The organism is Blastococcus sp. SYSU D00820, assembly GCF_054050695.1.
This window is the reverse complement of sequence record NZ_JBJGZW010000004.1, coordinates 1-26,933: the sequence shown is the minus strand read 5'-3', so window position 1 is coordinate 26,933 and position 26,933 is coordinate 1. Positions and strand designations below refer to the sequence as shown.

The window sequence follows — 26,933 nt, the reverse complement described above, 5'->3', positions numbered from 1 at the left end:
ACGCCGATCAGCTCGTCACGTCAGATCCGCTCGAGGACGGTGCCGGTGGCGTGCGCCCCGCCGGCGCACATCGTGACCAGCGCAGTGGACCTGTCCGCGCGCTCCATCTCGTGCACCGCCTGGGCGATCAGCCGGGAACCGGTGGAGCCGACCGCGTGGCCGAGCGCGATCGCGCCGCCGTTGACGTTGACCCGGTCCAGATCGGCCGAGTGCGCCTGCGCCCAGGAGAGGACGACGGAGGCGAAGGCCTCGTTGATCTCGACCAGGTCGATGTCGGCGAGGGTCATGCCGGCCCGGCGGAGCACGTGCTCGGTGGCCTCCACCGGCCCGTCCAGGTGGTAGTAGGGGTCGGAGCCGACCATGCCTGAGGCGACGATCCGCGCCCGTGGCCGCAGCCCGAGAGCCGCCGCCCGCTCGGCGCTCATGAGCAGCACCGCGGCGGCGCCGTCGCTGATCTGCGAGGAGTTGCCGGCGGTGTGGATGCCGTCGGGCAGCACCGGGCTCAGCGCGGCCAGCTTCTCCGGCGAGGTCTCGCGCAGGCCCTGGTCGCGGTCGACCACCGCGGTCTCCCCCGTCGGACCCTCCGTGCCCATCACCGGCGCGGTCACCGGCACCACGGTGGCGGCGAACCGGCCCTCGGCCCAGGCGCGGGCGGCCTTCTGCTGCGACGCCAGGCCGAACGCGTCGGCCTCCTCGCGGGTGATGCCGCGCTTGGCGGCGATCCGCTCGGCGGCGGTGAACTGGTCGGGCATGTCGATCGACCAGCTGTCGGGCACCGGGCTGCCGTTGTCCGGGGTCAGCGCGCCGCCGAGGAAGACCCGGCTCATCGACTCCACACCGCAGCCGATGCCGACGTCGATCGCGCCGGAGGCGATCAGTCCCGCGACCAGGTGCACCGACTGCTGGCCCGAGCCGCAGGCGCAGTCGATCGAGGTGCAGGCCGTGCGGTACGGCAGCCCGGCGTGCAGCCAGGCGGTTCGGGTGATGTTGTTCGCCTGCTCGCCGGCCTGGGTGACGCAGCCGCCGATCACCTGCTCGACGTCGGCGCCGTCCAGGCCGTTGCGGGTGAGCAGCGCGGCCTGCGCCGTGCCGAGCAGCTCGGCCGGGTGCAGCCCGGAGAGGGTGCCGTACCGCCGTCCCACGGGGGTGCGGACGGCGTCGACGATCACGGCCTCGGCCATGGGGGTCCTTCCTGGATCGGGGCGCCCGCCGGGAGCCGGCGGGCGGGGAACGGTAGGACCGCCGTCCGGGCCGGGGTGGCGCCGTCTCGGCGAACGAGACCCGGGCGCCGGCGCTCCGGTCAGCGGGACCGCCGCGGTCTCGCACTGGAACGAATACTAGTTTCCGCGTCGACCAGCACGCGGCAGGACGGGAGCAGCACGTGAGCGAGACGAGTCTGGAGGGCCGCACCGCGGTCGTCACCGGAGCCGGCAGTGGCCTGGGCCGCGCCGAGGTGCTGGCGCTGGCCGCGCGCGGCGCGAGCGTGGTGGTCAACGACGTCGGCCCGGCGGCCGAGGAGGTCGTGGCCGAGGTCGAGGCGCTCGGAGCCCGGGGCATCGCGGTCGTCGGCGACGTGGGCGAGTGGGCCATGGGCGAGCGGCTGGTGCAGACCGCCGTCGACACGTTCGGCAGCCTCGACGTCGTCGTCAACAACGCCGGCGTGCTGCGCGACACCATGCTGTTCAACCTCACCGAGCAGCAGTGGGACGACGTCATCCGGGTCCACCTCAAGGGCCACGCCGCCGTCTCCCGCGCCGCCGCCGTCCACTGGCGCGCCGCCAGCAAGGCCGCCGGCGGCCCCGTCTACGGCCGCGTCGTCAACACCACCTCCGAGGCCTTCCTGTTCGGCAGCGCCGGGCAGCCGAACTACTCGGCGGCGAAGGCGGGCATCACCGCGCTGACCCTGTCGACCGCCCAGGGCCTGTCCCGCTACGGCGTGCGGGCCAACGCCATCGCCCCGCGCGCCCGCACCGGCATGACCGCGCACGTGTTCGGCGACGGCGGCGGCGAGGGCCTGGACATCCTGGCCCCCGAGCGCGTCGCCACCTTCGTGGCCTACCTCGCCTCCCCGGCCTCGGAGGAGATCAACGGCCAGGTCTTCGTCGTCTACGGCGACTTCGTGGCCCTCATGGCCGCGCCCACCGTGGAGAAGAAGTTCACCGCCGCCGGCGGCACCTTCACCGTCGAGGAGCTCGACGACCAGCTCACCGGCTACTTCACCGGCCGCAGCCCGTACCAGACCTTCGCCGCGTACAGCGTCGCGCAGCTGGACACCACGGGCGTCGAGAACCTCGCGGCCAAGCGCTGACCCGGTCCGCGCGAGGGCCCCTGCCGGTCGCGGCAGGGGCCCTCGCCGCGTGGCGGGATCAGAAGACCCCGGCGCCGCGCAGGGTGACCTCCGCCCCGCCGTCCAGGTAGAGGACCTGGCCGGTGACGTGGGAGTTCTCCTCGCTGGTCAGCCAGGCCAGCGCCCGCGCCGGCACCTCGGCGGAGGCGTGGCCGTTGAGCGGCATCGGCACGGCCCGGTCCATGACCGCCCTCATCCGCTCGTCGGCGAGCAGCGGCTCGGTCATCGGGGTCAGCACCACGCCCGGCGCGACCGCGTTGAGCGCGATCCCCGCGTCGGCCCAGCCCGGGGCCACGCACGTACGGCGCACCCACCGGGCCAGGGCGGCCTTCGACGACGGGTACAGCTGGTTGCCCAGCCCGCGGTCGAGCACCGCCTGCGCCGCGGCCCGCGCGGCCGGCTCGTCGCCGGCCAGGCAGGCGGCCACGACGGCGGGGTCGGTGGGCTGGGTGCCGGAGATCGAGCCGACGACCGCGACCCGGGGCGCCGGCGCGGCGGCCAGCGCGGGGCGCAGCCCCTCGGCGACCTCGGTGACGCCGAAGAAGTTGACGCTCACCAGCGGAACGCCGGGAACGCTGGTGCCAGCGCAGGCGACCAGCGCGTCCAGCACCCCGCCGGTCCGGTCCAGCACGGCGGCCACCGCCGCGGCCCGCCCGTCCGGGGTGCCCAGGTCGGCGGCGACGTCGGTGCCGGCCAGGTCGACCCCGGTCACCGTCTCCCCGCGCGCGGTGAGCAGCTCGGTCAGCGCCCGGCCGATGCCGGAGGCGGCACCGGTGACGGCGATGCGGCGGGACATGTCTCCTCCTGGGAGCTCACCACTCCCCCGCCCGGACGACGGGGGCCGGACGCTAACCGGCGAGCTCGGTGGGGACCGGGGCCCGCTCGCCGACCGGGAGCTCGGCGTCGGCGCGCGCCGCGGTGCAGCCGGCGAGCAGCAGCCGGCAGGCGACCCGCAGGTCGGCCTCGGCGTCCTGCATCGACGTGCGGCCGTTGAGCGCGGAGATCAGCAGCCCGTACCAGCACTGCATCAGCAGCCACACCGCGGTGACGTCCTGGGAGGTGGGCGGTTCGGCACCCATCACCCGCAGGAGCAGCGCGCGGAAGGCGGCGTCGCTGCGCGCGGCGTCGGGGACCTTGGCCGCGTGCGCCGCGCTGTTGGAGTGCAGCAGCGCCTGGCCCAGCCGGGGCCGGCGCAGCAGCTGCCGGCCGGCGGTCACCAGCAGCTCGTAGACGCCTTCCTCCTTGCTCTGCCCCGGCCGCGGAGCGGTGGTGCGCTCGGCGAGGGCGTCGACGTGCTCGGCCATGACCGCGGTGAAGAGGTTGGTCTTGGAGGGGAAGTACCGGTACAGCGTGCCGATGGCGACGCCGGCGTCCTTGGCGATCTCGTGCATCTGGACGCCCTCGAGCCCCTTGTCCGCCGCGAGGTCCTCGGCCACGCGCAGGATGCGCCGGTAGCGCGCCTTCTGGCTCGGCGAGCTGGGGGCGGCGGCCTCGCGAGGCTCGGCGATCCTGGGCACGGCGTCCTTCTCGGGGTTCCGGTACTGCTGGTCTCGGTGGCGCGGGGGCCATGCTCCCCGGCCGGGCGCGCGCCGCTGCGCGCCCGTACCGCTCACCGGGATCGGCCCTGGCCCCCAGTGTCCCCCGGCCGGTTGGGTTGCCGCCCATCGGACCGGAGGAGGAACGCGTGGACGAGCAGGGCACCGCGGCACAGGGCACGACGGCACAGGGCCCGCCGGCGGGAGGGGACTTCGACGCCGAGTACGACGTCGTGGTCGTCGGATCGGGGGCCGGGGCGCTGACCGGCGCCTACGTGGCCGCGGCGGGGGGCCGCTCGACCGTCGTCCTGGAGGCGACCGACCGCCTCGGCGGGACGTCGGCCTACTCCGGCGCGGCCTGCTGGCTGCCCGGGACCCAGGTGCAGCAGCGGGCGGGCCTGGAGGACTCCACCGAGGGCGCGCGCACGTACCTGCGGGCGCTGCTGGGCGAGGGCACCGCCGACCGCCAGGACGCCTTCCTCGAGCAGGCGCCGCGGCTGGTCGAGCTGCTCGAGCGCGACCCGGTCATCGAGTTCCGCTTCCAGGCCTTCCCCGACTACTTCGACGCGCCGGGCCGCCTCGACCAGGGCCGGTCGTTCATCCCGGTCGACCTCCCCGCCGAGGAGATCGGCGAGCTGGCCGCCCTGGTGCGGCCGCCGGTCGACCGCGACCGGGTGGGCGCCGACCACGCGCCCGCGCCGCTGGTGCAGGGACGGGCGCTCATCGGCCGGCTGCTGCTGGCCTACACCCGCACCGGCAACGGGGCGGTCCGCACCGGCACCCGCGTCACCGGCCTGGTCGTCGACGCCGACCGGGTGGTCGGCGTGACCGCGGAGACCGCCGAGGGCACGGTGCGCATCCGCGCCCGCGGCGGCGTGCTCCTGGCCGCCGGCGGGTTCGAGCGCAACGCCGCGCGGCGCGCCGAGCACGGGGTGCCGGGTGCCGCCGAGTGGTCGATGGCACCGGCCGGCACCAACACCGGCGAGGCGATCGCGGCGGCGGAGGCGATCGGCGCGGCCACCGACCTGCTCGGCGAGGGCTGGTTCTGCCCCGGCCTGGCCCAGCCCGACGGCGGCGCGGCGTTCACCCTCGGCCTCCGCGGCGGCGTGCTGGTCGACGCGACGGGCAACCGCTTCGCCAACGAGTGCCTGCCCTACGACCGGATGGGCCGGGAGATGGCGAAGGCGCCGGAGCGGGTGCCCGCCTGGCTGGTCTTCGACTCCCGCGAGGGCGGCCGGCTGCCGGCGATCTCGATCCCGACGCTGCCCCGCGAGGAGCACCTCGCCGCCGGCACCTGGGTCACCGCCGACACCGTGGCGGAGCTCGCCGGGCTGATCGGCGTCCCGGCCGGGGCGCTGACCGCCACCGTCGAGCGGTTCAACGGTTTCGCCGCCGAGGGCGTCGACGCCGACTTCGGCCGGGGCGAGGACCCCTACGACCGGTTCTTCGCCGCCGGGCAGGGCCCCAACCCGTGCCTGGTGCCGCTCGAGCAGGGGCCGTTCACCGCCGCCCGCGTCGTGCTCAGCGACCTGGGCACCAAGGGCGGGCTGGTCACCGACGCGCGCGCCCGCGTGCTGCGCGCCGACGGCACCCCGATCCGCGGCCTGTACGCCGCCGGCAACAGCAGCGCGTCGCTGGCCGGGCCGGTCTACCCGGGCCCGGGCGTGCCGATCGGCACCGCCATGGCGTTCAGCTCCATCGCCGTCCAGGACATGGCCGAGGACCTGCTGCCCGCCTGATCGCCCCGCACGGCGGAGGGGCCCGGCCGGGCCCCTCCGCCCGTCCGGAGCCCCCCGTCCGGAGCCCCCCGTCCGGAGTCACCCGGCCAGGGCCCCTGGCACGGATCCGGCCGGGCGTCCACGATGTGCCGCATGGGCCCGGACCCGCTGCTGCCTCCTGCCACCGTGGTGGCGCCGCACGTCGTCAGGCTGCCGATGGAGCGGGCGCAGGCGGTCGCCCGGGACGCGGGCGTCGTGCTCGCCCAGGCCGACCCCGACGGGCCGCCGCTCGCCGCGCTGACCTGGCGGGTGGCGGCGACGGTGCTCGCCCAGGAGCCGCCCGCGGGCACCCCCGTGCGCCGCTGGGGGTCGGTGGTCGTGACGTGGCCGCGGAGGGCAGCGGCACCCGCGAGCCGCGCCGCCCGCTGCCGCGGTCGTCCGCCGGAGGGTCGGCGGCCGGGGCCTGACGGCGCTGCCGCAGCGTCAGATGAGGTTGTCCTCCACGGGGAGGCCGAAGGCGCCGCGGCCGTACAGCGCGAGGGTGCGCTCGGCGTCGTTGGCCACGTGCACGCTCCCGGCGTGCACGTCGCGCCAGGCCCGCTCGATCGGGTTGCCGCGGTGCAGGGAGTTGCCACCGGCGGTCTTGAACAGCAGGTCGACGGCGAACACCGCCCGCTCGGTGGCGCGCACCTGGTCGCGGCGGGTGCGCAGCCGCAGCTCCACGGGCACCTCGCCGCCGGCGGCGGCCAGTCGGTACAGCTCGCCGAGGTTGCGCTCCGTCTGGAGCACGGCGGCGTCGATCTCCGAGGCGACCCGGCCGACCGCGGCCTGCGCGAAGGCGTCCTCGGCGAACCGGCCACCCCCGAGGCTCAGCCGCACCCGGTCGCGCATCGAGTCCAGGTAGGTGGCGTAGCACCCTTCCACCGCGCCGAGCAGCGGCATGGTCACCGCCGCCGTGAACACCGCGCCGAACGGCATCCGGTACAGCGCGCCCGGGTTGACCTGCTGCCCCGGGCCGCGCAGCTGCGAGTGCTCGAAGTTGCGCAGCACCCGGTGCTCGGGCACGAACGCGTGCTGCACGACCACGTCGTTGCTGCCGGTGCCCTGCAGCCCGACGACGTCCCAGACCGCCTCGACGCGGAAGTCCGCCCGCGGGACGGCGACGGTGAGGAGGTCCACCGGCCGGCCGGCGCTGCCCTCCACGACCAGCCCGCCGAGCAGCGCCCAGCCGGCGTGGTCCACGCCCGAGGCGAAGCTCCAGCGCCCGCTCAGCCGGTAGCCGCCCTCCACCCGGGTGAGCCGGCCGACGGGCGCGTAGGAGGACGCGACCAGCGTGTCCGGGTCGGCGCCCCAGACGTCGTCCTGCGCGGCCTCGGGGAAAAGCCCCAGCTGCCACGGGTGGACGCCGAGCACCGAGGTGACCCAGCCGGTGGAGCCGCAGGCGCCGGCCACGGCCCGGACCACCTCGAAGAACGCGGTCGGCTCGGCCTCGGCGCCGCCGTACCGCTTGGGCTGCAGCATCCGGAAGACGCCGGCGTCGGCGAGCTCGGCGATCGTCGCGGCCGGCACCCGCCGCTGCTCCTCGGCCTCCACCGACCGCCCGGCGATCCCGGGCAGCAGGTCCCGCACCCTCGACAGCACCGGCTCCATCGCCGCCCCCTCGATCCGTTCCGCCCCGTGGCCGACCGATGGTGCGAGGGTCCCGCGCGCCGCTTCCCGGGGGTACCGGTCAGTGGGACCGCCGCGCGCCGCGCGGGACGCGGACGGCGCGCGCGGCCGCGCCCCGCCCGCCAGACGGGACGGGACCGGCCGGCACCTCAGCCCAGCTGGCGCGCGCTCGCCCCGCCGCTGACGTCGAGCACCGCGCCGCTGACGTACCGGGCCTCGGGCCCGACGAGGTACATGACCGCCGAGGTGATCTCCTGCGGGTCCAGCACCGCGACCGGCAGCACGTGCACCCGCTGGAGCACCGGTGCCACGTCGTCCCACTGTGGGTCGGCCAGGTCCGGCCGCAGCCGGCGGTAGAGCGCCTCGTTGTGCACCATCGGCGTCGAGATGTTGCCCGGCGCGACGGCGTTGACCGTGATGCCCCACGGCGCGAGGTCCTGGGCGGCGGACTTCACCAGTCCGATGACGCCCCACTTGGAGACGTTGTAGGGGATGGAGCCCGGCGTCGCCGTACGCCCCATCATCGACGCGATCGCCACGATCCGGCCGGAGCCCTGGGCGATCATGTGCGGCGCCACCGCGCGCATGCTGGTCATGACGCCGGTCAGGTTGGTCGACAGCGTCTCGTCCCAGACGCCGCGGTCGACGTCCTGGATCGAGCCGCCGGAGCTCACCCCGGCGTTGGCGACCAGGACGTCGACCCGGCCGAAGGTCTCCAGCACCCGGGCGACGGCGGCCTCGGTGGCGGCGCTGTCGCCGACGTCGCAGACCAGGCCGAGCGCCTCGCCGCCGCGCTCGGCGACCAGCTGCTCGGTCTCCCGCAGATCGGCCTCGGTGGCCAGGGGATAGCCGACGTGGGGGCTGTCCGCGCAGCGGTCGAGCAGCGCGACCCGCGCGCCGCGCTCGGCGGCGGCCAGGGCGTGCGAGCGCCCCATCCCCCGCGCGCCCCCGGTGATGACGACGACCTGGCCCTCGAGTGTCCGCATCTGCTGCCTTCCCGTACCGCTCGGTGCCCTCTGCCGCGGGGCGCGCGCACGGTCGCACCCGGCCCCCGGAGGGGCGGCCGCGCCTCCCGATCAGTGGGAGACCGGAGGGGCCGCCACGGCCGTTCCGGTCAGTGGGACCTGCCCGCGGACCGGCGAGGGTCCGACCTAGCTTCGAGCGCAGGTCCCGCCGCCAGGCCGGGACCCCACGGGTGGACCGGCCGGCGCGCGCCGACCGGACGGCAGGCGTCGAGGGGACGGTCGGAGATGACCACTGTGCAGTCGGACAACGACGAGATCCGTCGGATCGAGTTCGAAGCGGCACCCACGCGCTTCGCCCGCGGCTGGCACTGCCTCGGGCTGGTGCGCGACCTCGGGGACGGCAAGCCGCACTCGATCCAGGCGTTCGGCCAGAAGCTGGTCGTCTTCCGCGGGGCCAACGGCTCGCTCAACGTGCTCGACGCCTACTGCCGGCACATGGGCGGCGACCTCTCCCAGGGCGAGGTCAAGGGCGACGAGATCGCCTGCCCGTTCCACGACTGGCGCTGGGGCGGCGACGGCCGCTGCAAGCAGATCCCCTACAGCCGGCGGGTGCCGCTGCGGGCGCGCACCGCGGCGTGGCCGACGCTCGAGCAGGACGGGATGCTCTTCGTCTGGAACGACCCCGAGGGCAACCCCCCGCCGGCCGACGTCACCATCCCCCGCATCCCCGGCGCCACCAGCGACGAGTGGACCGACTGGCGCTGGTACGCCACGACGGTGCACACCAACGCCCGCGAGGTCATCGACAACGTCGTCGACATGGCGCACTTCTTCTACGTGCACGGGTCGTTCCCGACCTACTTCAAGAACATCTTCGAGGGTCACACGGCCACCCAGTACATGAACGGCATCAGCCGCGACGACATCCGGCCCCCGGCCACGGACGGCCAGCCCAAGTCCCTCGGCAACACCTCGGTGGCCTCATACCACGGCCCCTCGTTCATGATCGACGAGCTGATCTACCACTTCGAGGGCTTCGACCTCGAGTCGGTGCTGATCAACTGCCACTACCCGATCGACGCCAACTCCTTCGTGCTGCAGTACGGCATCATCGTCAAGCGCTCCCCCGCCCTGCCCGGTGACGCGGCCGAGAAGATGGCGATCGCCAGCGGCGACTTCATCCGCCTGGGCTTCGAGCAGGACGTCCAGATCTGGAAGAACAAGACCCGGATCGACAACCCGCTGCTGTGCGAGGAGGACGGCCCGGTCTACCAGCTGCGCCGCTGGTACGAGCAGTTCTACGTGGACGTCGCCGACGTCACCCCGGAGATGACCGAGCGGTTCGAGTACGAGCTCGACACCACCCGGCCCAACGAGGCGTGGCGCAAGGAGGTCGAGGAGAACCTCGCCCGGCGCGCCGCGGCGACCACGCAGCCGGCCTGATGGCGGTCCGCCCCGACAACCGGCTGCTCGACGCCCCCATGCGGGACGTCGTGTGCCGGCGGTGCTCCGCCCGGGTGCAGGTGCGCAAGAGCAGCTGGCAGCAGACCAGCGTCCAGTGGGACACCGCCGCCATGGCCGCCTGCGAGGAGCGGCGCACCGCCGCGCGGCGGTCGGACGGCCCCAACGGCGAGTTCTTCATCGCCTGCGCCTCGCTGCAGGAGTCGATCCGGGACGCCGCCCTGGGCGGCATCGTCCCGGTGCCCGACGACGGCTACTGAGCCGACGCAACACCCCTCCCGCGCGGGAGAGCCCCGTGCTCTTCCGCGCGGGAGCCTGCCCGCACCCTGGAGGACCGCATGATCGACAGCTCCCAGTACGGCCCGTGGGCCGTCATCGCCGGCGGGTCGGAGGGCGTCGGCTCGGCGTTCGCCACCCAGCTCGCCGACGCCGGCATCAACCTGGTGCTCATCGCCCGCAAGCCCGGCCCGCTCGCCGAGACCGCCGCCGCGGTCAAGGAGCGCGGCGTCGAGGTGCGCACGCTCGAGCTCGACCTGCTCGACCCCGGCGCGCTGGCCGCCGTCCGCGAGGTGACCGACGGGCTCGAGGTGGGGCTGCTCATCTTCAACGCCGGCGCCAACAGCTACGGCCACGAGTTCGTCACCTCCGACCTGCAGCGCGTGCAGGGCGTCATCGACCTCAACATCACGTCGCAGCTGGCGATGGCGCACCACTTCGGCGCGCGCATGAAGGAGCGCGGCCGCGGCGGCATCGTCCTGGTCGGCTCGCTGGCCGGGTACATGGGCCAGGCCGACATGAGCATCTACTGCGCGGTCAAGGCGTTCAGCCGGGTGTTCGCCGAGGGCCTGTGGCTGGAGCTGCGCGAGTACGGCGTGCACGTGCTCGAGCTGGTGCTCGGCGTGACCCGCACCCCGGCGATGGAGCGGGCCGGCCTGGACTTCTCGCTGCCGGGCCTCAACGTCGCCGAGCCCGAGGACGTCGCCCGGGAGGGCCTCGAGCACCTCGCCGACGGCCCGGTGTGGATCGCCGGCGGCAACGCCCGCACCGCCGAGAAGCGCAGCGGCATGGACCGCGCCGGCATGGTGCTCGGTGCCCACGAGATGTCGCGCAAGCTCATGGGGCGCTGAGCTCCACCGGTGGACGGCCCCGGACCCCCGCGCGGGGTCCGGGGCCGTCCGCCGTCGGTCAGTGCGCGGGGCCGCCGGCCATGTCCAGGGCGGCGAGGTGGCCGAACACCATGCAGGCGCCGATCGGGTTGCCGCCGGCCGGATAGGTGGTGCCGCTGACGGCGGCCATCGTGTTGCCGGCGGCGTACAGCCCGGGGATCACCGCGCCCGACCGGTCCAGCACGCGGGCGCGCGCGTCGGTGCGCAGCCCGCCCTTGGTGCCGAGGTCGGAGACCCCGAAGGCGACCGCGGAGAACGGCGGCCGCTCGATCGGCACCAGCGGCGAGCCGCCGCCGGCGAACGAGCGGTCGTAGGGCTCGTCGCCCCGGCCGAGGTCGGGGTCGGCCCCCGCGGCGGCGGCCCGGTTGAACCGCTCGACGGTGGCGACCAGGGCACCGGGCGGGACGCCGATCAGCGCGGCCAGCTCCTCGAGCGTGCCGGCGGTGTGGCGCAGGCCCGCGGCGGTCTGCTCCGCGACCGGCGCCATCGGCACGCTGGTCACCCGCACCGGCGGGGCGCCGCCGTCCCGGTCGTCGAAGACCAGCCAGTACGGCAGCGTGACCCGGCCCTCGTCGACGGCGCGCAGCACCTCCCGGCCGATCCGGTCGTAGGGCGCCGACTCGTTGGTGAACCGCTCCCCCGCGTCGTCGACGAGCACGCCGCCGGTGAACCACAGCGAGAAGGTCGAGCTGCCGTCGGGATGGGTGACCCCCGGCGACCACCAGGCCTGGTCCACGAGGTCGACGTCGGCACCGATGGCGAGCGCCGCCTCCAGGGCCGCACCGGTGTTGCCCGGCGCGCCCATGGTGTCGCGGACCGAGCCCGGGACGCCGTACCGGGCGCGGAGCCCGGCGTTCCGCTCGAACCCGCCGGCGGCGAGCAGGACGCCGCGCCGCGCCCGGACGGCGCGGACGCCGTCCGGCGTGCGCACGCGGGCACCGACCACCCGGTCGCCGTCGCGCACCAGGCCGGTGAGCGCGGCCGAGCGGCGCAGGTCGGCACCCGCGGCGTCCAGGGCCAGCAGCAGCCGGCCGATCAGGGCCTGCCCGCCGGTCAGCTCCGCCGGCAGCGGTGCGCCGGCGCGCTCGACGGCCAGCGGCGGGCGCAGGTGCGCCCGCCGCTCCCCCAGCGCGGCGGCCGGCAGCGGTGCGGGCACGATGTGCCGGCCCTGCGCCCGGGCGCCGGGGGCGGCGCCGAAGTAGTCGGGCCACGGCAGGACGGCGAAGGCCAGCGCCGGGTCCCGTTCGAGGTACTCGACCAGCGGGGCGCCCCCGCGGACGAACGCCTCCTGCAGCTCCCGCGGCGTGCGGTCGCCCACCACCGCGGCGAAGTAGGTGAGCGCGTCCTCGACCGTGTCGTCGTCACCCGCCCGGCGCAGCACCGGGTTGCAGGGGAACCACATGCCGCCGCCGGAGTAGGCGGTGGTGCCGCCGAAGCGGTCGGTCGCCTCGACCACCAGCACCGACAGCCCCTCGCGGGCCGCGGTGAGGGCGCCGGTCAGGGCGCCCCCACCGCTGCCCGCGACGAGCACGTCGCACGCGTCGTCCCAGCCGGTCATGCGGTCAGCTGTGCGAGCCGCCGTCGACGCGGAGCTCGACGCCGTTGAGGTAGGCCCCGTCCGCGGATCCCGCGAAGGCGATCGCCGCCGCGAGGTCCTCGGGCCGGCCGGGCTCGCCCCACAGCGGGTACGTGCGCCGGTACCAGCTGGTGTCGATGCCGGCGTAGGTGTCCTTGTTCTGCATCAGCGGGGTGGCCACCCCGCCGGGCGACACCGGCACCACCCGGATCCGCCGCGGCGCGAGCTCGGCGGCCAGGCTGACGCAGAACGACAGCAGCGCCCCCTTGGACGCGGCGTAGCCGGTCATCCCCGGATGCGCCTTGGTGGCCGCCGTCGACGTGATGGTGACGATGACGCCCGTGCCGTCGGGGATCACCGGCAGCAGCTCCCGGCACAGCACCACCGGCGCGAGCAGGTTGGTGGCCAGCAGCGCCGACCAGTCGGCGAGGTCCAGCGACGTCATCGGCGTCGTCCGGATGGTGCCGGCCCCGTTGACCAGGACGTCGACCGTCCCGCCGAGGGCCTCGACGGCCGCGGCCGCCGCACCGGCGGCGCCCGCCTCGGTGCCGAGGTCCTGCTCGTGCGGCAGGAACCGCCCGGCGTCCTCGACCAGCTCGGCGGTCTCCTCCAGGCCCGGCCCGCTCCGGTCGACGGCGAACACCGTCGCGCCCTCGGCGACCAGCCGGACCGCGGTGGCCCGGCCGATCCCCGAGCCGGCGCCGGTGAGGACGACCCGCTTGCCCTCGTAGCGGTTCACGAGGCGACCGCGCGCCCGGCCCGGCGGCCGAAGAAGGTGCCGTCACCCAGCGAGGTGCCGCTGATGTAGCCCTCGCCGTGGATGCCGGCACTGGCCCGCCCCGCGGCGAACAGCCCGGGGATCCGGGCACCGGAGACGTCGAGCACCGCACCGTCCACCGTGGTGTGCAGCCCGCCGAGGGTGAACCCGTTGACCCCGGTGCCCTGCCCCTTCTTGACGCTGCCGTCGCCGGCGAACCCCAGCCGCGGGTCGAGCGCCGCGAACGGCGGCTCCAGCGGCCGCAGCCACCGGGCGTTCTTGTGGAAGTACGGGTCCTCGCCCTCGGCGGCGTGCCGGTTGTAGGTGGCCACCGTCGTCTCGAGCGAGCCCGTCGGCAGGCCGAGCTCCTGCTCGAGCTCGGCGAGGGTCTCCGCGGCGTACTGCGGCCGCACCCCCCACCGCTCCATCTCCGGGATCGACTCCCAGCCGGCCTCGTCGACGATCACCCAGTGCGGACCGGGCTGGTGCAGGACGGCCGCGTGGCTGAACAGGCCGGGGTAGACGTCCTCGTTGATGAACCGCTGGCCCAGGCCGTTGACCATCATCCCGTGCACCATGGCGATCGGGAGGGCGGTCATGGCGACCTCCACCGAGGCCATCCGCCGGGTCGCCGCGCCGAGCGCGGCGGCCATGCGGATGCCGCTGCCGTCGTCGAGGCCGTCGCTGACCTTGCCGTGCCCGAGCAGCACCGGGGCGTGCGCGGCCAGCATCTCCTCGTCGTCGACGAACCCGCCGGTGGTGAGGACGACGCCGCGGCGGGCGCGGTAGGTCACCGGCTCGCCGAAGCGGCGGGCGGTCACCCCGACCACCCGGCCGTCCTCGACGACGAGCGAGCCGGCGAGGGTGTCGGTGTCGATCCGGACGCCGGCCTCGCGCACCGCGGCGACCAGCTTCTCCATGATCGTCCAGCCGGCGAAGCCCTCGGTCGCCGGCCGGTGGCCCCGCGGGACCGGCCGCGCGACGGTGTCGTAGGGCCAGGCGTTCTCGCCCAGCCACATCAGCCCGTCGCGGGTCAGCGGCATCCAGGTCGGTGCGTCGAACAGCGACTCGTTGAAGGTGATGCCGAGCTTCTGGAACCACTCGAAGTGCTCGACGCTGCCGTCGCAGTACAGCCGCAGCTTCTCCTCGTCGGCGTGCGGGCCGAGCGCGACGCGGAGGTAGGCGAACATGTTGTCCGCGTCGTCCTCGAAGCCGCAGGCCCGCTGCACCGAGGTGCCGCCGCCCAGGTACAGCTCGCCGCCGGACTGCGCCGACGACCCGCCCGGGCCCGACGCCCGCTCCAGGACGACGACCTCGGCGCCGGCGGCGGCCGCCTCCAGGGCCGCCGCCCCGCCCGCGCAGCCGAGGCCGACGACCAGCACGTCGGTCTCGACGTCGAACTCCCCGATGGCCGAGGCGGCGACCGGGGCGAACGAGCGCGTCACGCGCCGGCGCGCGGCACGAACGCCGCCAGGGGCTCGGCACCGGACCAGTCGTGGCCCCAGTAGCTGTCCGCGGTGATCTCCTCGGCGGTGTAGTGCGACTCGTCCACGAGCATCCCCTCGGTGCCGTACTCGATGTCCCAGCCGCCGGGGGCGCGGACGTAGAAGGACACCATCTTGTCGTTGGTGTGCCGGCCCAGGGTCGACGACAGCGAGAACCCGTGCTCGTGGACGGCGTCCAGCGCCCGGCCGACGGCGTCGAGGCTGTCGACCTCGACCATGATGTGGATGACGCCGGGGGCCTCGCCGTGCGGCGCCGGGGCGACCGCGAGGCTGTGGTGGCGCTTGTTGATGCCCATGAACCGGATGCGGATCGGCGACTTCGGGCCGCCCATGCGCATCGCACCGCGGGGCAGGAAGCCCAGCACCTCGGTGTAGAAGCGGACCGTGGCCTCCTGGTCGGTCGTCGGGAGGACGACGTGGCCCAGGCCCTGCTCCCCGGTCACGAACTTCTGCCCGTGCACGGTCGGGAAGGGGCTGTGGTCGAGGATCGGCCCGAAGAAGACCTCGACGGGCATGCCGGCCGGGTCGTCGAAGGTGATGCCGGCCTCGACGCCGCGGTCGTCGCACTGCTCGGGGGTGAGCTGCTTGACGCCGACGCCCGCGGCCTCGACCGCCGCGGCCACGCGGGCCAGGGCGAACTGGTCGCGGACCTCCCAGCCCACGGCGACGACGCGGTCGACGTCGGCCGGGCGGACGATGATCCGGGCCCGCCGCTCGTCCATCCGCAGGTAGAGGGCGTCGGGGTTGGGACCGGTGCCGACGCCGAAGCCGAGGGCCTCGACGGTGAGCTCGCGCCACCGGTCGATGTCGGTGGTCTGGACCTCGACGTAGCCGAGGCCGCGGAGTTCGGTGGTCATCCTCTGTCCAATCTCGTGGTCGGGGGGCGTCGGGACGGGCGTCAGATCATGACGAGCAGCGAGGCGGGCGGTTCGACGTCGAGCTCGCTCAGCGCCGAGGCGTGGTAGACCGTGCCGGGCGAGTGGATGGCGTGCACCAGGCCCATGTGCGCGTCCCGCCAGAACCGCTGCAGAGGGTTGTCCATCCGCAGCCCGTTGCCGCCCGAGCGGGCGAGGATCTCGTCGACGGCGCGCACCGCGCGCCAGGCGGCCTGGGTCTGGGTGCGCCGGCCGACGGCCCGCTCGGTGAGGGTGAACTCGTGCCCGGCGGCGGCGAGGTCGTACATCCGGGTGATGTTGTCCAGCAGCGCGGCGCGGGAGGCGGCGATCTCGCCGGCGGCCTCGCTGATCGCGTAGAGGGCGTACGGGTCGTCCTTGATCTTCGTGCCGGTCACCTGGACGCGGGTGCGCTGGTAGGCCATGTGGTGGGCCAGCGCCCCCTCGGCGATGCCGATGACCGCCGAGGTGATGCCCAGTGGGAAGGCCGCGGAGAACGGCACGTGGTAGATCGGGTTGGTCAGCCCGGCCCGCTTGTAGGCCGAGCCGTCGATGACGTCGGCGAAGGGGATCACCCGGTACTCGGGGATGAAGGCGTCCTGGACGACGATGTCCTTGGAGCCGGTGCCCCGGAGGCCCACGACGTCCCAGCTGTCCTCGACGATGGTGTAGTCCGACCGCGGCAGGATCACGTGGTAGCTCTGCGGCGGCATGAGCATCTGGCCCTGCTCGTCGCCGAGGAAGCCGCCCAGGAAGATCCAGTCGCAGTGGTCGGTGCCGGAGGAGAACTGCCACCGGCCGTTGAAGATCCAGCCGCCGTCGACCGGGCGCAGGATGCCCATCGGTGCGTACGGCGAGGCGATCCAGGTGTCCTGGTCCTCGCCCCAGATCTCCTCCTGCACGCGGGGGTCGGCCATCGCCATCTCCCACGGGTGGATGCCGACGATGCCGGCGACCCATCCGCTGGAGCCGTCGAGGGCCGCGGTGGCCATGACCACCTCGGCGAAGTCGCGGGGGTGCGTCTCGAGGCCACCGTGGGTGGCCGGCTGCAGCATCCGGATCACGCCGGACTCGCGCAGCGCCTTGGCGGCGTCGTCGCTGAGCTTGCCGAGCTTCTCGTTGGTCGGGCCCTGGGCGGCGATCGCCTCGGCCTGCTCCTGGATGCGGTCGAGGACGGGGTTGGACGACATGTCAGACCTCAGTTCTTCCCCGCGGCCAGTGCCACGGCGATGTCGATGAGCTGGTCCTCCTGGCCGCCGACGAGCTTGCGTCGCCCGGCCTCGATGAGGATCTCCGCGCCGGAGACGCCGTAGCGCTGGGCCTGGCGGTCGGCGTGCTTGAGGAAGGAGGAGTAGACCCCGGCGTAGCCCATGGTCAGCGAGAGCCGGTCGAGCAGGCACTCCCCGTCCATCACCGGGCGGACGACGTCCTCGGCGGCATCGATGATCTTCAGCGTGTCGACGCCGGTGCGGATGCCGAGCTTCTCGGCGACCGCCACGAAGGCCTCGACCGGGGTGTTGCCCGCCCCGGCGCCGAAGCGCCGGGTGGATCCGTCGATCTGCTGGGCCCCGGCCCGCACCGCGAGCACGGAGTTGGCCACCCCCAGACCGAGGTTCTCGTGGCCGTGGAAGCCGACCTGCGCGTCGTCCCCGAGCTCGGCGACGAGCGCGGCGATGCGGTCGCTGGTCTGCTCCATGATCAGCGCGCCCGCCGAGTCCACGACGTAGACGCACTGGCAGCCGGCGTCGGCCATCATCCGCGCCTGCGCCGCCAGCACCTCCGGCGGCTGGCTGTGGCTCATCATCAGGAAGCCCACGGTCTCCAGGCCCAGCTCCCGGGCCAGCCCGAAGTGCTGGACGGAGATGTCGGCCTCGGTGCAGTGCGTGGCGATCCGGCAGATCGACGCGCCGTTGCCGGCGGCCTCGCGGATGTCGTCCTGGACGCCGAGCCCCGGCAGCATGAGGAAGGCGATCCGCGCCCGCCGCGCGGTCTTCACCGCGGCCTTGATCAGCTCCTGCTCGGGGGTGTGGCTGAAGCCGTAGTTGAACGAGGAGCCGCCCAGGCCGTCGCCGTGGGTCACCTCGATGACCGGGACGCCGGCGTCGTCGAGGGCGGCGACGATCGACTCGACGTGCTCGACGGTGAACTGGTGCCGCTTGGCGTGCGAGCCGTCGCGCAGCGAGGAGTCGGTGATGCGGATGTCGAGGTCGGCGCTGTAGGGCTGGGCCGAGCTCATCGGGTCGGAGGCGGTCATCGCGGGTCCTTCTCTCCTGGACGCCGGCGCTACAGCGCCGGCTCGGGGACGCGCCCGGCCAGCAGCCGCGTGGCGAAGCCCTCGCCCACGGCCGTCGCGGCGGCGGTCATGATGTCGAGGTTGCCGCTGTAGGGCGGCAGGAAGTCGCCGGCGCCCTCGACCTCGATGAACACCGCGACGCGGGCCATCCCGCCGCTCATCGGGGTCGGGTCGTCGAACTGGGGCTCGGTCCGCAGCCGGTAGCCGGGCACGTAGCCGGCGACGTCGGCGGCCATCCGCTGGACCGAGTCGGCGATCGCGTCGCGGTCGGCGTCGAGCGGGATGGCGCAGAAGACGGTGTCCTGCATGAGCATCGGCGGCTCGGCCGGGTTGAGGATGATGATCGCCTTGCCGCGGGCGGCGCCGCCGATCACCTCGATGCCGCGCGAGGTGGCCTTGGTGAACTCGTCGATGTTGGCGCGGGTGCCCGGGCCGGCCGACGGCGAGGCGACGCTGGCCACGATCTCGGCGTAGGGGACCTCGCAGACGCGGGAGACCGCGGCGACGATCGGGATCGTGGCCTGGCCGCCGCAGGTGATCAGGCTGACGTTCGGGGCGTCGAGGTGGGCGCCGAGGTTGACCGCCGGCACCACCGCCGGGCCGATGCCGGCCGGGGTGAGGTCGACGGCCTGGATGCCGAGCTCTGCGTAGCGGGGGGCGTTGGCGCGGTGCACGTAGGCGCTGGTGGCCTCGAAGACCAGGTCGGGCCGCTCGTCCTGGGCCAGCAGCCAGTCCACGCCGTCGGCGGAGGCGACCAGCCCGTGGTCGGCGGCGCGGGCCAGGCCCTCGCTCGCCGGGTCGACGCCGACCATCCAGCGCGGCTCGATGACCTCCGAGCGCAGCAGCTTGTACATCAGGTCGGTGCCGATGTTGCCGGAGCCGACGATGGCGGCGGTCGCCCGGCCGGTGGTGGTGGTCACGAGGCGGAACCCCCAGAGGAGGAGAAGGACGGGGACGAGGAGCCGACCGCCTCGCGACCGGGCACGCCGGCACCCGCGGCCTCCGGCCGGTCGGCGCCTGCCTGGCGGTCGCTGGGGCTGGGCATCCGGGCCTCTCGTCGTGCGTACGGCGGGTGGGACGGGGGAACCGTCGCACCCGCCGGACGCGCCCCGGGGAGTGCTTCCCGGTGAGTGGGAGGGGCCGTCCGGGCGCCCGGATCAGGCCTCGTAGGTGACCGAGAACCGGTCGCTGACCGGGAGCGCCTGGCAGGCCAGGACCAGGCCGTCGGCGAGGTCGGTGGCGTCCAGGACCTCGTTGTGCTCCATGGTCACCTCGCCCTCGAGGACGACGCAGGCGCACGCGCTGCAGGAGCCCTCGCGGCAGGAGAACGGCGCGTCGAGGCCGGCCGCCCGCAGCGCGTCGAGCAGCTTCTGCGTCCGCGGCCAGGGCACGGTGCGCCGCTCGCCGTCCAGCTCGACCTCGACCTCGGCCGGGGGCGACCCGTCCTCGCCGAGCGCCTCGGCGACCACCTCGACCTCGACGACCTCGGCGAAGGGGTCGCTGGTGAGCGAGGTGAACCGCTCGACGTGCAGGTGGTCGCGCGGGACCCCGGCCTCGGCCAGCGTGGTCTGGACGAGGTCCATGAACGGGCCGGGCCCGCAGACGAACACCTGGCGGTCCAGGCACGGGGCGGCCAGCGCCCGGAGGGCCGCGGCCGTCGGCAGGCCCTGCACCGACTCCAGCCAGTGCAGGACGACCAGCCGGTCGGGGTGCTCCTTGGTGAGGGTGAGCAGCTCGTCGCGGAAGATGACCGACGACTCGTCGCGGTTGGCGTAGATCAGCGTCACCCGGCCGGTGCCGGCCGCCAGCACCGACTTGAGGATCGACATCACCGGGGTGATGCCGCTGCCGCCGGCGGCGAGCAGGACGTCGTCGTCCAGCGACCGGGGGGTGAACGTCCCCGCCGGCCGCAGCACGTCGAGGGTGGCCCCCTCGGTGACGTTGTCGCACAGCCAGTTGGAGCCGTAGCCCCCGGCGGTGCGCTTGACGGTGACCTTCAGCCGCTCCTCGAGGTGCGGCGAGCTGGCCAGCGAGTAGCAGCGCGCCGCACCTCCCGGACGGTCGGTGGGGACCCGGACGGTGAGGAACTGCCCCGGCCGGTAGCGGAAGGCGCTCGGGTCGACCGGTTCGAGCACCAGCGAGTGCGCGTCGGCGGTCTCCCGGACCACCTCGACGACCCGGACCTGCTGGGGACCCGGCTGGGACATGGGTGGAGCTCCTGTGCGGTCAGGCCGAGGGGGCGAGGGCGGTGCGGGCCGTCCTCGCCTGCTCGGCGGCGTGCCGGGCGGCGATGTAGCCGAAGACGATCGAGGGGCCGATGGTCGCGCCGGGACCGGCGTACTCGTTGCCCATGACCGAGGCCGAGGTGTTGCCGGTGGCGTACAGCCCGGGGATGGCGCTGCCGTCGGCCCGCAGCACCCGGCTGGCCTCGTCGCAGACGAGACCGCCCTTGGTGCCGAGGTCGCCGGCCTCGATGCGGAAGGCGTAGTAGGGCGCCTTGTCGATGACGTCGAGGTTGGGGTTCTGCAGCGTCGGGTCGCCGTAGTACCGGTCGTAGGCGGAGTCGCCCCGGCCGAAGTCGGCGTCCTTCCCTGCGCGGGCGAACCCGTTGAACCGCTCGACCGTCGCGGTCAGCGCGTCGGCGGGGACGCCGATCCGGCCCGCCAGCTCCCCGAGGGTGTCGGCGCGGAAGGCGATGCCCTGCTCGTAGAACTCCTTGGGGATCGGCATCCCCGGGAGGATCTGGGCGAACGGGTACCGCGACCGGGCCTTGGCGTCCATGACGAACCAGGCCGGCACGTGCCCGCCGGCCAGCTGGTCGTGCACGAAGTTGACGTAGGGCGCCGACTCGTTGGTGAACCGCCGGCCGTCGGCACCGACGATCACCGACGGCGGGATGCACCGCTCGGAGACCAGCGGGATGACCGCGCCGAGCGGGTGGCGGACCGAGGGCATCCACCAGGCGTCGTCCATGAGGTCGACGGCGGCGCCCAGCTGCTGGCCCATGCGGATGCCGTCGCCGACGTTCTCGCGGGCCCCGGCGCTGAAGTCGGCCTGCCCGCCCTCGGGCAGGTACCGGGCGCGCATCTCCGGGTCGTGGTCGAAGCCGCCGGTGGCCAGCAGGACGCCGAGCCGCGCGCCGACCCGCACCGGGGTGCCGGCGCGGTCGACCTCGACGCCGCGGACCGCGCCCGCGGCGTCGGTGACCAGCCGGGTCACCGGGCTTTTCAGCCACAGCGGGATGCCGGCGTCCTTGAGGGCCATCCGCATCCGGGCGACCAGCGCGCGCCCGCCGGTGGCCATGTGCCGCCGCCGGACGACGTTGGACGACACCCGCCAGGCCGCGATCACCGAGGCCCACCGGCCGCGCCACGTCCGCTTGACCATCGCGAGGTCGTGGTAGTCCTTCGCGGTCACCCACAGACCCAGCGGGCCCTTCATGCTGTTGGGCCGCTGGTACTTCTCGTCGTCGCCGAGCTTGCGGGTGTCGAACGGCTTGGCCTCGATCGACCGGCCCAGCGGGCGGCCGCCCTCGAGCTCGGGGTGGTAGTCGGCGTAGCCCTTGGTCCAGCTGAACCGCATCCACCGGCTGCGGCACAGCAGCTCCATGGCCGGCTCGCCGTTGTCGACGAAGGCGTCCAGCCGCGCGGCCGGCACCCGGCCCTCGGTGAGCAGGTCGAGGTAGCGGCGGATGGACTCGCGGCTGTCGTCGTGGCCCTCGGCGCGCAGGGTCGGGTTGTTGGGGATCCAGATGCCGCCGCCGGAGATCGCGGTGCTGCCCCCGAACTTCTTGCCCTTCTCGACGACGAGCACCGACAGGCCGGCGTCGGCGGCGGTGAGCGCGGCGGCCATGCCGCCGCCCCCCGAGCCGACGACGACGAAGTCGTACTCCTCGTCCCAGGACTGCTCGGCGGCGGTCACGCGGTGGCCCCGGTGGTGGCCCCGTCGGTGGCCCCCTCGGTGTCCTCGCGGGTGAGGAAGGCCAGGACCGCGGACTCCCAGGCCTCCTTGGCCTCGATCATCGCCCAGTGCCCGCAGTTGGGGAACACGTGCAGCTCGACGTCGGGGATGGTGCGCATCGGCAGCAGCGCCATGTCCACCGGGGAGACGCGGTCGTCGCGGCCCCAGGTGATCAGCGTGCGGGCCTTGATCTTGTGCAGCATCGCCCAGTACGGCGGGGCGTCCGAGGCCGCGGCGGCCCGGAAGGAGGCGGTCATCGCGGCCCGGCTGTACATGCGGCGGGCCGCGGCCAGCGTCTCGGGGTCGGTGGCCTGGGTCCACCGCTCCTCGATGAGCTCCTCGGTGACCAGCCGGCGGTCGTAGACCATGGAGTGCAGCCAGGCGACCAGCCGCTCGCGGGTGGGGTCGTCGGTGAACTGCATGAGCAGCTCGATCCCCTCCCCCGGGCTGGGCGAGAAGACGTTCCGGCCGATGCCGCCGATGGTGACCAGCCGGCGGATCCGGTCGGGCGCGGCGATCGCCACGTTGGCCGCCACGATGCCGCCCATGGAGTTGCCGATGACGTCGACCCGCTCGAGGCCCAGGCCGTCGAGGAAGCGCGTCACCGAGGCCGGCGCGGCCTGCATCGGGTGGGCCTCGGTCGGGTCGGAGACGCCGAAGCCGGGGAACTCCAGCACCAGGCAGCGGAAGTGCTCGGCGAACCGGGCGAGGTTGCCCCGGTAGTTGCGCCACCCGGTCACGCCGGGGCCGGAGCCGTGCAGCATCAGCAGCGGGGGGCCCTCGCCGGCCTCGTGGTAGCGCAGCACCCCCTGCTCGGTCGGCAGCTCCCGCAGCGTGGACTCGTAGGTCAGGTCGCTCATCGCGTGCATCTCTCCCAGCGCGGAGGGGGTGGTGGACGGCGGATCGGGATCGCGCGGGCGCGCGGGACGGGCGGCGCCCGACGGCGCCGGGGCACCGTAGGCAGCGGGGGTCGGGCCGCCGGAGGCGGCGTCCCGGACAGCGGGACGAGGTGCAGCGGGCGCCCGGTCCCGGACGCCGGCGCCGCGTCCGCGCCCGGCCGTGCCGGTGACCGGGAGTGCGCGACGGCCGGCGACCGCCGGCGCTCCTACCGTCCGGCCATGACCATGACCCAGCCGCTGACCGGGCAGCCGGCCCCGCCGACGCCGGCCGAGATGCGCGCCGCGATCGGCGCCTTCGCCAGCGGGGTGACCGTGGTGACCGGCACCGACGGCGGCGAGCCGCTCGGCTTCGCCTGCCAGTCGTTCGCGTCGGTGTCCCTCGACCCGCCGCTGGTGCTGTTCTGCGCCGACCACCGGGGCCGGGCCTGGCCGCGGATCCGCCGGTCGGGGCGGTTCTGCGTCAACGTGCTGGCCGAGGACCAGATCGACGTCTGCAACCGGTTCGGCTCGTCCCGCGGGCTGAAGTACGAGGGGCTGGCCCACGGACGCTCGGCCTGGGGCGTCCCGGTCCTGGACGACGTGCTGCTGCGGGTGCACGCCGAGGTGGCGGCGGTGCACGTCGCCGGCGACCACGACGTCGTCATCGGCCGGGTGCTGGAGCTGGAGACCGTCGCCGACCGGCGTCCCATGGTGTTCTTCCGCGGCCGGTTCGGCGTCGACCCCGAGCCGGCCGCGCCGGCTCCGGACCCGTGGGCCCGGGGCGACCGCTGGGGGTGAGCCCCCCAGCGGCCGCCGGCCGGCGTCGGGTCAGAGCCAGCCGCCGTCCTGCCCCACGGCCATGAGCCGGTTCAGCGTCTGCGGCGACCACGTCGGGTCGGCGGCGGCCGCCGGGGCGGCCGGGCCGGTGCGCACCCGCCGGGGCGCCTCGAGGTTGGGGTGCAGGGTCAGCGAGACCTGGCGGGCCGCGTCGACCACGAGCGGGGCCACCTTCTCCAGCTGCATGGTGATGTCGCCGACCAGGGAGATGCTGGCCAGCGGGCCCTCCGGGCCGCGGATCGCGGCGGCGACGCAGGCGATCTGCGCGACGCACTCGCCCCGCTCGAAGGCCAGGCCGCGGCGCTGGCGGATGCGGTTGAGCTCCTGGTGCAGCGTGTTCAGGTCGGCGATGGTGCGGCTGGTCATCCGGCCGATGGCCCGGCCGACCTGGACGTCGACCTGCTCCGGCGGCAGCCAGGCCAGCATCGCCTTGCCGAGCGCCGTGGAGTGCGCGGGGGCCCGGCCGCCGACCCGGGAGGGCACCGCCGCGGCGAAGCGGCCGCCGACCTTGTCGAGGTAGTAGACCTCCGCCCCGTCGAGGACGGCGAGGTGCACGACCATCCCGGTCTTGATCTGCAGCTCGTGCAGCAGCGGGGCCGCGGCCACCCGGATCTCCTCGTAGCCGCCGTCCCGGCCGCCCAGGCCCAGCGCCCGCTGGCCGAGCCGGTAGCCGAAGGGCGTGTGCTCCAGCCAGTTCAGCCGCACCAGCTGGTCGAGGATGCGGTGCGCGGTGGACCGGGGCAGGTGGGTGCGGCGGGCGACGTCCTCGAGGGTCAGCCGGGTCGACCGGCCGTCGAAGGCATCGAGGATGAGCGTCATCCGCTCGACCATCGAGGGCGGCAGCTCGGGCCGCTCGCGGCGGTCGGCGGACGCGGTCTCGGGGGCGACGGTGAGTACGGACATTGGACTCCGTCCCGGACAGAACTGCAATGAATTCTTGTTCGAGTGCGACGGTACCAGCGACCTGCGTCACACGGAACCACCGTCCGTGTGCACCCGCTGCCGCGTCGTGTCGCCCTCCCGGTCATCGGGAGGAGTTCGCGACCGCTCCCGCCGCTGGGCTAGCAACGTCCCCGGACGGCGCCGGAGCCCGGCGCCGACACCGTCGAGGAGGACGCGTGCAGATCGGGATCGTCAGCCCGGTCGTCGTGGCGCTCCCGGGCAGCTTCTCGCCCTGGGAACGCTCCGCCGGCATCGAGGAGCTGGGGCAGGTGGCCGAGGTGGCCGACCGGCTCGGCTTCGCCCACCTGACCTGCAGCGAGCACGTGGCGGTGCCGGTGCCGGTCGCCGAGCAGCGCGGCGGCACCTACTGGGATCCGCTGGCCACCTTCGGCTACCTGGCCGCGCGCACCACGCGGCTGCGCTTCGTGACCCAGGTGCTGGTGCTCGGCTACCACCATCCGCTGGCGATCGCCAAGCGCTACGGCACCCTCGACCGGATCAGCGGAGGCCGGCTGACCCTGGGGCTGGGGGTGGGCACGCTCGAGGAGGAGTTCGCGCTCCTGGACGCGCCGTTCCGCGACCGCGGTGCCCGGGCCGACGACGCGCTGGCCGCCCTGCGCGCCTCGCTCGGGCAGCGCGAGCCGGCCTGGTCCGGGCCGTTCTACGAGTACTCCGGCTTCGTCGTCGAGCCGCACGCCGTGCAACCCCGGGTGCCGCTGTGGATCGGCGGGCGGACCCGCCGCTCGCTGCGCCGGGCGACCACGCTGGCCGACGGCTGGGTGCCCTTCGGCCTGTCCTTCGCCGAGATGGCTGCGATGCTCGCCGACGCCGACGTGCCCGAGGGCTTCGAGGTGGTGCTCTCCGCCGGCCGCCCCCTCGACCCCGCCGGCGACCCCGAGGCCGCAGCGACCGCGCTGCGGCGGGCCCGCGACGCCGGCGCGACGACGGTCAACGCCCACCTCGCCGCCGAGTCGGTGACGCACTACTGCGAGCAGCTGGCCGCGCTGGCCGAGCTGGGCGACCGCGTGCGGACGGGCGCGGCGTGAGCGGCCGGATGGCCGGCCGGGTCGCCGTCGTGACCGGCGGCGGAGCCGGGATCGGCCGCGGGGTGGTGCGCCGGTTCGGCGCCGAGGGCGCGCGGGTGCTGGTCGCCGAGCTCGACCCGGTCACCGGGCAGGCCGCGGCCGACGAGCTGACCGCCGCCGGCGCCGACGCCCGGTTCCTGCCGGTCGACGTCTCCGACCGGGAGCAGGTCGAGGGGATGGTCGCCGCGGCCGTGGACACCTGGGACCGGATCGACGTGCTGGTCAACAACGCCTGGGGCGCGGGCACCGTCGGCCGCGTGGAGCGCAAGACCGACGAGCAGCTCGACCGCGGGCTGCGCACCGGCTTCTACGGGCCGTTCTGGGCCATGCGGGCGGCGTTCCCGCACATGGCCGCCACCGGCTGGGGCCGGGTGGTGAACATGTGCTCGCTCAACGGCGTCAACGCGCACATGGGCACGCTGGAGTACAACGCCGCCAAGGAGGCGCTGCGCACGCTGACCCGCACCGCGGCCCGCGAGTGGGCCCCGACCGGCGTCGTGGTCAACGCCGTCTGCCCCGGGGCCCGCAGCGCCGCGTTCGAGCGGATGACGGCCGCCCACCCCCAGCTCACCGCGGCCGCCGAGCAGGCCAACCCGATGGGCCGGATGGGCGACCCCGAGGCCGACATCGCCCCGGTGGTGGTGTTCCTGTCCAGCGAGGACTGCCGCTACCTGACCGGCAACACGCTGTTCGTCGACGGCGGCGCGCACGTCAACGGGGTCTCCTGGGTGCCGGACCTGGACGCGACGGCATGAGCGACGGCACGAGCGACCACCGGGTACTGGCCACCGCCCTCGCGGAGCTGGCCTCGGCGCTGGACCGGCGGGACTGGACGGCGATCGGCGCGGCCTTCGCCCCCGACGCCGTCGGCTACGGCGCGCACGGCCGGGAAGCGATCGTCGCGCGGACCCGCGCCCACCTCGGCGGCTGCGGGCCCTCCCAGCACCTGCTCGGCAACGTCCGCGTGCAGGTCGATGGCGACACCGCCCGCACGCTCACCTACGCCCGCGTGTACCACCAGGGCGCCGGCGCGCAGGCCGGCCGGTTCTTCGAGTGCATGGGCGAGTACGACGACCGCTGGGTGCGCACCGCCGAGGGCTGGCGGCTGACCCGGCGGGTGTTCGACCTGCAGATCGGCCTCGGCGACTTCGCCGTCCTCCAGCCCGGCTGAGCTTCCCCGCCGCATCGGCACAGGTGGCGGCGGGGGGGGGGGGGGGGGGGGGGGGGGGGGGGGGGGGGGGGGGCGCCGCCCCCCCCCGCCCCCATGCCCGCCCCAGCGGTGACGTTTCATCACAGACGTCATCCCGTCTAGCACGCGAGAGCGGTAAGTCATACATCGATTGTATG

At 74.8% G+C, this 26,933-nt stretch carries 25 protein-coding genes; 9 read left to right on the top strand and 16 right to left on the bottom strand.

The window, feature by feature from the left end:
* Window positions 1–20: 20 nt before the first annotated feature.
* The gene (locus ACI79R_RS06910; protein WP_456572852.1) at window positions 21–1,181 is read right to left on the bottom strand and encodes a steroid 3-ketoacyl-CoA thiolase; all 1,161 of its coding nucleotides are present in this window, start codon (window positions 1,179–1,181) and stop codon (window positions 21–23) included.
* A gap of 200 nt (window positions 1,182–1,381) precedes the next feature.
* On the opposite strand from ACI79R_RS06910, the gene ACI79R_RS06905 reads away from it, so the two are divergent.
* Window positions 1,382–2,308, top strand: coding sequence for a 3-oxoacyl-ACP reductase (locus ACI79R_RS06905; RefSeq protein ID WP_456572851.1), 927 nt, complete (start codon window positions 1,382–1,384; stop codon window positions 2,306–2,308).
* A gap of 58 nt (window positions 2,309–2,366) precedes the next feature.
* On the opposite strand, the gene ACI79R_RS06900 is transcribed toward ACI79R_RS06905, so the two are convergent.
* Together ACI79R_RS06900 and ACI79R_RS06895 are read right to left on the bottom strand one after the other, a co-directional pair.
* On the bottom strand, window positions 2,367–3,143 hold the full coding sequence (locus ACI79R_RS06900) for an SDR family oxidoreductase (protein WP_456572850.1): 777 nt from the start codon (window positions 3,141–3,143) through the stop codon (window positions 2,367–2,369).
* 52 nt (window positions 3,144–3,195) lie between these two features.
* Window positions 3,196–3,864 (bottom strand): TetR family transcriptional regulator, encoded by a 669-nt coding sequence (locus ACI79R_RS06895; protein ID WP_456572849.1) that lies wholly within the window; start codon window positions 3,862–3,864, stop codon window positions 3,196–3,198.
* A gap of 167 nt (window positions 3,865–4,031) precedes the next feature.
* On the opposite strand from ACI79R_RS06895, the gene ACI79R_RS06890 reads away from it, so the two are divergent.
* Window positions 4,032–5,621, top strand: a complete 1,590-nt coding sequence (locus ACI79R_RS06890; protein ID WP_456572848.1) for an FAD-dependent oxidoreductase — start codon at window positions 4,032–4,034, stop codon at window positions 5,619–5,621.
* A gap of 462 nt (window positions 5,622–6,083) precedes the next feature.
* Here the strand turns inward: ACI79R_RS06890 and hsaA are convergent, their stop codons facing one another.
* Entirely contained in the window at window positions 6,084–7,250 is a 1,167-nt protein-coding gene (gene hsaA, locus ACI79R_RS06885; protein WP_456572847.1) for a 3-hydroxy-9,10-secoandrosta-1,3,5(10)-triene-9,17-dione monooxygenase oxygenase subunit, read from the bottom strand.
* Between the two features lie 167 nt (window positions 7,251–7,417).
* The gene (locus ACI79R_RS06880) at window positions 7,418–8,254 is read right to left on the bottom strand and encodes a mycofactocin-coupled SDR family oxidoreductase (RefSeq protein ID WP_456572846.1); all 837 of its coding nucleotides are present in this window, start codon (window positions 8,252–8,254) and stop codon (window positions 7,418–7,420) included.
* A gap of 264 nt (window positions 8,255–8,518) precedes the next feature.
* On the opposite strand from ACI79R_RS06880, the gene ACI79R_RS06875 reads away from it, so the two are divergent.
* The 3 genes from ACI79R_RS06875 (at window position 8,519) to ACI79R_RS06865 (ending at window position 10,821) form a co-directional block, all read left to right on the top strand.
* Window positions 8,519–9,676 (top strand): Rieske 2Fe-2S domain-containing protein, encoded by a 1,158-nt coding sequence (locus ACI79R_RS06875; RefSeq protein ID WP_456572845.1) that lies wholly within the window; start codon window positions 8,519–8,521, stop codon window positions 9,674–9,676.
* Window positions 9,676–9,954, top strand: a complete 279-nt coding sequence (locus ACI79R_RS06870) for a hypothetical protein (RefSeq protein WP_456572844.1) — start codon at window positions 9,676–9,678, stop codon at window positions 9,952–9,954. Before ACI79R_RS06875 ends, ACI79R_RS06870 begins: the two co-directional genes overlap by 1 nt.
* A 78-nt stretch (window positions 9,955–10,032) precedes the next feature.
* Window positions 10,033–10,821, top strand: coding sequence for an SDR family NAD(P)-dependent oxidoreductase (locus ACI79R_RS06865; RefSeq protein WP_456572843.1), 789 nt, complete (start codon window positions 10,033–10,035; stop codon window positions 10,819–10,821).
* Window positions 10,822–10,879: 58 nt separating this feature from the next.
* On the opposite strand, the gene ACI79R_RS06860 is transcribed toward ACI79R_RS06865, so the two are convergent.
* The 10 genes from ACI79R_RS06860 to ACI79R_RS06815 all read right to left on the bottom strand — a co-directional run bounded on the left by ACI79R_RS06860 (window position 10,880) and on the right by ACI79R_RS06815 (window position 22,704).
* A complete protein-coding gene (locus ACI79R_RS06860) occupies window positions 10,880–12,418 on the bottom strand; it encodes an FAD-binding protein (RefSeq protein WP_456572842.1) in 1,539 nt (512 codons plus the stop codon).
* Window positions 12,419–12,422: 4 nt separating this feature from the next.
* Window positions 12,423–13,175 carry an SDR family NAD(P)-dependent oxidoreductase gene (locus ACI79R_RS06855; protein WP_456572841.1) on the bottom strand — a complete coding sequence of 251 codons (753 nt, stop codon included), beginning with the start codon at window positions 13,173–13,175 and terminating at the stop codon, window positions 12,423–12,425.
* Window positions 13,172–14,638, bottom strand: coding sequence for an FAD-dependent oxidoreductase (locus ACI79R_RS06850; protein WP_456572840.1), 1,467 nt, complete (start codon window positions 14,636–14,638; stop codon window positions 13,172–13,174). The genes ACI79R_RS06855 and ACI79R_RS06850 overlap by 4 nt, the downstream gene beginning before the upstream one ends.
* Window positions 14,635–15,555 carry a VOC family protein gene (locus tag ACI79R_RS06845; protein ID WP_456572839.1) on the bottom strand — a complete coding sequence of 307 codons (921 nt, stop codon included), beginning with the start codon at window positions 15,553–15,555 and terminating at the stop codon, window positions 14,635–14,637. The genes ACI79R_RS06850 and ACI79R_RS06845 overlap by 4 nt, the downstream gene beginning before the upstream one ends.
* A gap of 41 nt (window positions 15,556–15,596) precedes the next feature.
* Window positions 15,597–16,781 (bottom strand): acyl-CoA dehydrogenase family protein, encoded by a 1,185-nt coding sequence (locus ACI79R_RS06840; protein ID WP_456572838.1) that lies wholly within the window; start codon window positions 16,779–16,781, stop codon window positions 15,597–15,599.
* Between the two features lie 8 nt (window positions 16,782–16,789).
* Window positions 16,790–17,845 (bottom strand): 4-hydroxy-2-oxovalerate aldolase, encoded by a 1,056-nt coding sequence (gene dmpG / locus ACI79R_RS06835; protein WP_456572837.1) that lies wholly within the window; start codon window positions 17,843–17,845, stop codon window positions 16,790–16,792.
* Between the two features lie 29 nt (window positions 17,846–17,874).
* On the bottom strand, window positions 17,875–18,804 hold the full coding sequence (locus tag ACI79R_RS06830) for an acetaldehyde dehydrogenase (acetylating) (protein WP_456572836.1): 930 nt from the start codon (window positions 18,802–18,804) through the stop codon (window positions 17,875–17,877).
* A gap of 237 nt (window positions 18,805–19,041) precedes the next feature.
* Window positions 19,042–20,091, bottom strand: coding sequence for a 2Fe-2S iron-sulfur cluster-binding protein (locus tag ACI79R_RS06825; protein ID WP_456572835.1), 1,050 nt, complete (start codon window positions 20,089–20,091; stop codon window positions 19,042–19,044).
* Window positions 20,092–20,110: 19 nt separating this feature from the next.
* Entirely contained in the window at window positions 20,111–21,805 is a 1,695-nt protein-coding gene (locus tag ACI79R_RS06820; RefSeq protein WP_456572834.1) for an FAD-binding protein, read from the bottom strand.
* Window positions 21,802–22,704: an alpha/beta fold hydrolase gene (locus ACI79R_RS06815; RefSeq protein ID WP_456572833.1), complete on the bottom strand. Its 903-nt coding sequence runs from the start codon at window positions 22,702–22,704 to the stop codon at window positions 21,802–21,804. The genes ACI79R_RS06820 and ACI79R_RS06815 overlap by 4 nt, the downstream gene beginning before the upstream one ends.
* 258 nt (window positions 22,705–22,962) lie before the next feature.
* Between ACI79R_RS06815 and ACI79R_RS06810 the strand changes: the two genes are divergently transcribed.
* The gene (locus ACI79R_RS06810) at window positions 22,963–23,520 is read left to right on the top strand and encodes a flavin reductase family protein (protein ID WP_456572832.1); all 558 of its coding nucleotides are present in this window, start codon (window positions 22,963–22,965) and stop codon (window positions 23,518–23,520) included.
* Window positions 23,521–23,550: 30 nt separating this feature from the next.
* Here the strand turns inward: ACI79R_RS06810 and ACI79R_RS06805 are convergent, their stop codons facing one another.
* Entirely contained in the window at window positions 23,551–24,462 is a 912-nt protein-coding gene (locus ACI79R_RS06805; RefSeq protein ID WP_456572831.1) for an IclR family transcriptional regulator, read from the bottom strand.
* Window positions 24,463–24,677: 215 nt separating this feature from the next.
* Between ACI79R_RS06805 and ACI79R_RS06800 the strand changes: the two genes are divergently transcribed.
* From ACI79R_RS06800 to ACI79R_RS06790, 3 genes are read left to right on the top strand one after another with little or no spacing between them, the layout of a single operon-like run.
* A complete protein-coding gene (locus tag ACI79R_RS06800; protein WP_456572830.1) occupies window positions 24,678–25,547 on the top strand; it encodes a TIGR03619 family F420-dependent LLM class oxidoreductase in 870 nt (289 codons plus the stop codon).
* A complete protein-coding gene (locus tag ACI79R_RS06795; protein ID WP_456572829.1) occupies window positions 25,544–26,341 on the top strand; it encodes an SDR family NAD(P)-dependent oxidoreductase in 798 nt (265 codons plus the stop codon). Before ACI79R_RS06800 ends, ACI79R_RS06795 begins: the two co-directional genes overlap by 4 nt.
* Window positions 26,338–26,757, top strand: coding sequence for a nuclear transport factor 2 family protein (locus ACI79R_RS06790; RefSeq protein WP_456572828.1), 420 nt, complete (start codon window positions 26,338–26,340; stop codon window positions 26,755–26,757). Before ACI79R_RS06795 ends, ACI79R_RS06790 begins: the two co-directional genes overlap by 4 nt.
* Window positions 26,758–26,933: the final 176 nt, after the last annotated feature.

Coding starts and splice junctions, on each gene's coding strand:
- ACI79R_RS06910 (WP_456572852.1), bottom strand. CDS start 1,181: ATGGCCGAGGCCGTGATCGTCGACGCCGTCCGCACCCCCGTGGGACGG.
- ACI79R_RS06900 (WP_456572850.1), bottom strand. CDS start 3,143: ATGTCCCGCCGCATCGCCGTCACCGGTGCCGCCTCCGGCATCGGCCGG.
- hsaA (WP_456572847.1), bottom strand. CDS start 7,250: ATGGAGCCGGTGCTGTCGAGGGTGCGGGACCTGCTGCCCGGGATCGCC.
- ACI79R_RS06880 (WP_456572846.1), bottom strand. CDS start 8,254: ATGCGGACACTCGAGGGCCAGGTCGTCGTCATCACCGGGGGCGCGCGG.
- ACI79R_RS06875 (WP_456572845.1), top strand. CDS start 8,519: ATGACCACTGTGCAGTCGGACAACGACGAGATCCGTCGGATCGAGTTC.
- ACI79R_RS06870 (WP_456572844.1), top strand. CDS start 9,676: ATGGCGGTCCGCCCCGACAACCGGCTGCTCGACGCCCCCATGCGGGAC.
- ACI79R_RS06865 (WP_456572843.1), top strand. CDS start 10,033: ATGATCGACAGCTCCCAGTACGGCCCGTGGGCCGTCATCGCCGGCGGG.
- ACI79R_RS06860 (WP_456572842.1), bottom strand. CDS start 12,418: ATGACCGGCTGGGACGACGCGTGCGACGTGCTCGTCGCGGGCAGCGGT.
- ACI79R_RS06845 (WP_456572839.1), bottom strand. CDS start 15,555: ATGACCACCGAACTCCGCGGCCTCGGCTACGTCGAGGTCCAGACCACC.
- ACI79R_RS06840 (WP_456572838.1), bottom strand. CDS start 16,781: ATGTCGTCCAACCCCGTCCTCGACCGCATCCAGGAGCAGGCCGAGGCG.
- dmpG (WP_456572837.1), bottom strand. CDS start 17,845: ATGACCGCCTCCGACCCGATGAGCTCGGCCCAGCCCTACAGCGCCGAC.
- ACI79R_RS06825 (WP_456572835.1), bottom strand. CDS start 20,091: ATGTCCCAGCCGGGTCCCCAGCAGGTCCGGGTCGTCGAGGTGGTCCGG.
- ACI79R_RS06815 (WP_456572833.1), bottom strand. CDS start 22,704: ATGAGCGACCTGACCTACGAGTCCACGCTGCGGGAGCTGCCGACCGAG.
- ACI79R_RS06810 (WP_456572832.1), top strand. CDS start 22,963: ATGACCATGACCCAGCCGCTGACCGGGCAGCCGGCCCCGCCGACGCCG.
- ACI79R_RS06805 (WP_456572831.1), bottom strand. CDS start 24,462: ATGTCCGTACTCACCGTCGCCCCCGAGACCGCGTCCGCCGACCGCCGC.
- ACI79R_RS06790 (WP_456572828.1), top strand. CDS start 26,338: ATGAGCGACGGCACGAGCGACCACCGGGTACTGGCCACCGCCCTCGCG.